Origin of the sequence: Streptomyces alkaliphilus (assembly GCF_014141535.1) — a bacterium.
Classification (GTDB): Bacteria; Actinomycetota; Actinomycetes; order Streptomycetales; family Streptomycetaceae; genus Streptomyces; species Streptomyces alkaliphilus.
Window position 1 is genome coordinate 1 of record NZ_VKHT01000417.1, and the last position, 4354, is coordinate 4354.

Here is a 4354-nt window from a genome sequence, read left to right on the forward strand (position 1 = left end):
CGTTCGGGGTGTTCGGGGTGTTCGGGCGGGAAGCGGGGCGTGCGGGCCGGCGCGGGAAACGGGAACGGCCCCGACACCGGGGTTCGGTGTCGGGGCCGGAGGGCCGGAGGGCCGGGGCCGCGTCGGGACGAGCCCCGGCGCGCGGGGCGTCAGCCGTAGACGCGACGCATGGCGTAGTCGGTCATGTCGACGACCGCCTTGGCGTCGAAGACGATGCGGTGCTCCCCCTCCATGTCCAAGGCGAAGCCGTATCCGGCGGGGAGCAGGTCGAGCACCTCACCGCCGGTGACGGTGAAGTACCGCGACTCCTTGCCGGCGTACCGGCGCAACTCGCGCAGGGAGGTGAACAGCGGGATGACCGGCTCCTGCGTGGTCTGCACGGCGAGGAAGCCGGGGTTCTCGCCCCGTGGGCAGTAGACCTTCGCCCCCCAGAAGACGTCCTGGAACTCCTCGGTGGACAACCCGCCGGAGACGTAGGCGCGCAACGCGTCGGCCAGTGAGGGTGCCGCCGGGGCGGTCCCGCCCGCGCCCGTCCGCCCGGTCCGGGTATCGGGGGTGCCGTAGCCGTTGCCCGCCTGCTGGGGGTAGCCGCCCTGGTCGCCGTAGCCGGCGCCGGGGTTCTGCCCGCCGTAGGGGGATTGTTCGTGCGGCCCCGGGGCCCCGCCCTGTCCGTGCTGGTGGTGGCCCGGCTGACCGGGCTGGCCGTGCGGGGAGCCGTACGCGGTCTGGTCATAGCCGTACATGGGCGAAAGCGTAACGACTCACATCCGACCGAGAACCGCTTGCGTCTTATTACCGGTGGGTAGCATGATGGTGGTTACCTACCGGTATTGCCGGCGCCCACCGCTGCCCCCGGCAGCGGCACCGACGAGCACCCACCCCCGACACCAACGGAGTCGCCGCCATGGGGCACTACAAGTCGAATCTTCGGGACATCGAGTTCAACCTGTTCGAGGTCCTGGGCCGTGACGAGGTGTACGGCACGGGTCCCTTCGCCGAGATGGACGTGGACACGGCGAAGAACGTGCTGAGCGAGATCGCGCGAATGGCGGAGAACGAGCTGGCCGCCTCCTACACCGAGGGCGACCGGAACCCGCCGGTCTACGACCCGGAGACCCGCACCGCGCCGGTGCCGGAGGCCTTCCGCAAGAGCTACCAGGCCTACATGGACGCCGAGTGGTGGCGCCTGGGCCTGTCCGAGGAGCTCGGCGGCACCGTGGCCCCCCGCTCCCTCCTGTGGGCCTTCGCCGAGACCATCCTGGGCTCCAACCCCGCCGTGTGGATGTACGCCTGCGGCCCGGCCTTCGCCAGCGTCATCCAGGACGAGGGCACCGAGGAGCAGCACCACATCGCGCAGCTGATGGTGGACCGCCAGTGGGGCGCCACCATGGTGCTCACCGAGCCGGACGCCGGCTCCGACGTGGGCGCCGGTCGCACCAAGGCCGTCGAGCAGGAGGACGGCACCTGGCACATCGAGGGCGTCAAGCGCTTCATCACCTCCGGCGAGCACGACATGTCGGAGAACATCATGCACTTCGTGCTCGCCCGCCCCGAGGGGCACGGGCCGGGCACCAAGGGCCTGTCCCTGTTCCTGGTGCCGAAGTTCCGCTTCGACACCGAGACCGGTGAGCTCGGCGAGCGCAACGGCGTCTACGCCACCAACGTCGAGCACAAGATGGGCCTGAAGGTCTCCAACACCTGCGAGATGACCTTCGGCGCCAACGAGCCCGCCGTGGGATGGCTGCTCGGCGGCAAGCACGACGGCATCCGCCAGATGTTCAAGATCATCGAGTTCGCCCGGATGATGGTCGGCACGAAGGCCATCGCCACCCTCTCCACCGGCTACCTCAACGCGCTGGAGTACGCCAAGGAGCGCGTCCAGGGCGCGGACCTGACCCGGTCCACCGACAAGACCGCCCCGCGCGTCACCATCACCCACCACCCGGACGTGCGCCGCTCCCTGCTCACCCAGAAGGCGTACGCCGAGGGCATGCGCTCGCTGGTGCTCTACACCGCGACCGTGCAGGACGAGGTGATGGCCAAGCAGGCCGCCGGCGAGGACGCGACCGCCGCCGAGGCGCTGAACGACCTGCTGCTGCCGATCGTCAAGGGCTACGGCTCGGAGCGCTCCTACGAGCAGCTCGCGCAGTCGCTGCAGACCCTGGGCGGCTCCGGGTACCTCCAGGAGTACCCGATCGAGCAGTACATCCGGGACGCCAAGATCGACACCCTCTACGAGGGCACCACCGCCATCCAGGGCCAGGACTTCTTCTTCCGGAAGATCGTCCGCAACCAGGGCCAGGCCCTGACCGCGCTGTCCGAGCGGATCAAGGGCTTCCTCGCGGAGGCCGCGGGCGGCGAGGAACTGGCCGGGGCGCGGGACTCCCTGGCCCGCGCCGCCGGTGAGCTGGAGGGCCTGGTCGGCATCCTGCTGACCGACCTGGCCGCCACCGAGAAGGACGTGAAGTCCCTCTACAAGGTGGGCCTGAACACCACCCGCTTCCTGATGGCCGCGGGTGACGTCGTGGTCGGCTACCTGCTGCTGCGCGGTGCCGTCGTGGCCGCGGAGAAGCTGCCGTCGGCGAGCGGGAAGGACCAGGCGTTCTACGCCGGCAAGATCGCCGCGGCGAAGCACTTCGCCCGCGAGGTGCTGCCGCAGGTGGCCGTCGCCCGCGCGGTCGCCGAGGGCACCGACCTGTCGATCATGGAGCTGGACGAGGCGGCCTTCTGACCGGTCCCCCACGGGCACCCCGGAGCCGGCCCCACGGGCCGGCCCGGGCCCCGGCACCTCCCGCGCGGAGGGGCCGGGGCCCGCGCGTTTCCCGGGGTGGCCGGGCCCCTCCACCAGGGGTTCCGTCACAGGCCATCCGGGGTCGTGCCCGGCCGGCGCGGTGGGAGCGCCGGAGGGCGCTTCCGTATGCTGAGACGCATGGCGCACACCCCCCACACCGGTGATTCCCGGCAGGTCCCCGCCCCCGAGGCCACCGTCGACGCGGCGGGACGGGCGCACGCCGAGGACCTGGCCGCCTGGCTGGCCGTCTCCCCCTCGCCGTACCACGCGGTGGCCAACGCCGCCGCCCGACTGGAGAAGGCCGGGTTCCGACGGCTGCTGGAGACCGACGCCTGGGACGACACCGCCTCCGGGGCCGGTGGCCGGTACGTCATCCGCGGCGGTGCCCTGATCGCCTGGTGGGTGCCGGAGGGGGCCACGCCCGCCACGCCGTTCCGGATCGTCGGCGCGCACACCGACTCCCCCAACCTGCGGGTCAAGCCCCTCCCCGACACCGGGCGGGCCGGCTGGAAGCAGATCGCCGTGGAGATCTACGGCGGCACCCTGCTCAACACCTGGCTCGACCGCGACCTGGGCCTGTCCGGGCGGCTGGTGCTGCGCGACGGCACCACCGTGAACGTGCTGGTGGACCGCCCGCTGCTGCGGGTGCCGCAGCTCGCCATCCACCTCGACCGGCAGGTCAACGAAGGGCTGAAGCTGGACCGTCAGCAGCACCTGATGCCGATCTGGGGCCTGGGCCGGCCCACCGAGGGCGAGCTGATCGCCTTCGTCGCCGAGGAGGCCGGGGTGGGTGCCGGCGAGGTGGCGGGCTGGGACCTGATGACGCACAGCGTCGAGCCGCCCGCCTTCCTGGGGCGGGACCGCGAACTGCTGGCCGCGCCCCGCCTGGACAACCTGCTGTCCGTGCACGCCGGCACCGTCGCGCTGGTGAACGCCGCGACCGCCGGCGGCGCGAACACCGCCGGGGAGCCGGTGATCCCGGTGCTGGCCGCCTTCGACCACGAGGAGAACGGCAGCCAGGCCGACACCGGTGCCGAGGGCCCCCTGTTGGGTGGCGTGCTGGACCGGATGGTCGCCGCGCGCGGCGGCTCCTTCGAGGACCGCGCCCGCGCGTACGCGGGGAGCGTGTGCCTGTCCTCCGACACCGGCCACGCCGTGCACCCCAACTACCCGGAGCGGCACGACCCGGACCACCGGCCGATCGCGGGCGGCGGCCCCATCCTCAAGGTGAACGTGAACCAGCGGTACGCCACCGACGGTATCGGCCGCGCGGTGTTCGCCGACGCCTGCGAGCGGGCCGACGTGCCGTGGCAGAGCTTCGTCTCCAGCAACGCCATGCCCTGCGGCACCACGATCGGTCCGATCACCGCCGCCCGGCACGGCATCGCCACCGTGGACGTCGGGGCGGCGATCCTGTCGATGCACTCCGCGCGGGAGCTGTGCGGAGCGGCCGACCCGCACTTCCTGACCCGGGCGCTGGAGGCGTTCGTCTCCGCGCCGGGACCGGCGGGCGGGGTGCGCTGAGCGCCCCGGCGCCCGCGCCCGTCCCGTTCACGCCCTCCC

At 72.5% G+C, this 4354-nt stretch carries 3 protein-coding genes; 2 read left to right on the forward strand and 1 reads right to left on the reverse strand.

All coding sequences use genetic code 11. The features are described from left to right. Positions 1-149: 149 nt before the first annotated feature. Positions 150-743, reverse strand: coding sequence for an SseB family protein (locus FNQ90_RS14110; RefSeq protein ID WP_182606706.1), 594 nt, complete (start codon positions 741-743; stop codon positions 150-152). A gap of 161 nt (positions 744-904) precedes the next feature. On the opposite strand from FNQ90_RS14110, the gene FNQ90_RS14115 reads away from it, so the two are divergent. After that, complete coding sequence (locus FNQ90_RS14115; RefSeq protein ID WP_182606707.1) at positions 905-2731, forward strand: acyl-CoA dehydrogenase; 1827 nt, start codon at positions 905-907, stop codon at positions 2729-2731. 186 nt (positions 2732-2917) lie between these two features. Continuing rightward, positions 2918-4315, forward strand: a complete 1398-nt coding sequence (locus FNQ90_RS14120; RefSeq protein ID WP_228471170.1) for a M18 family aminopeptidase — start codon at positions 2918-2920, stop codon at positions 4313-4315. Positions 4316-4354: the final 39 nt, after the last annotated feature.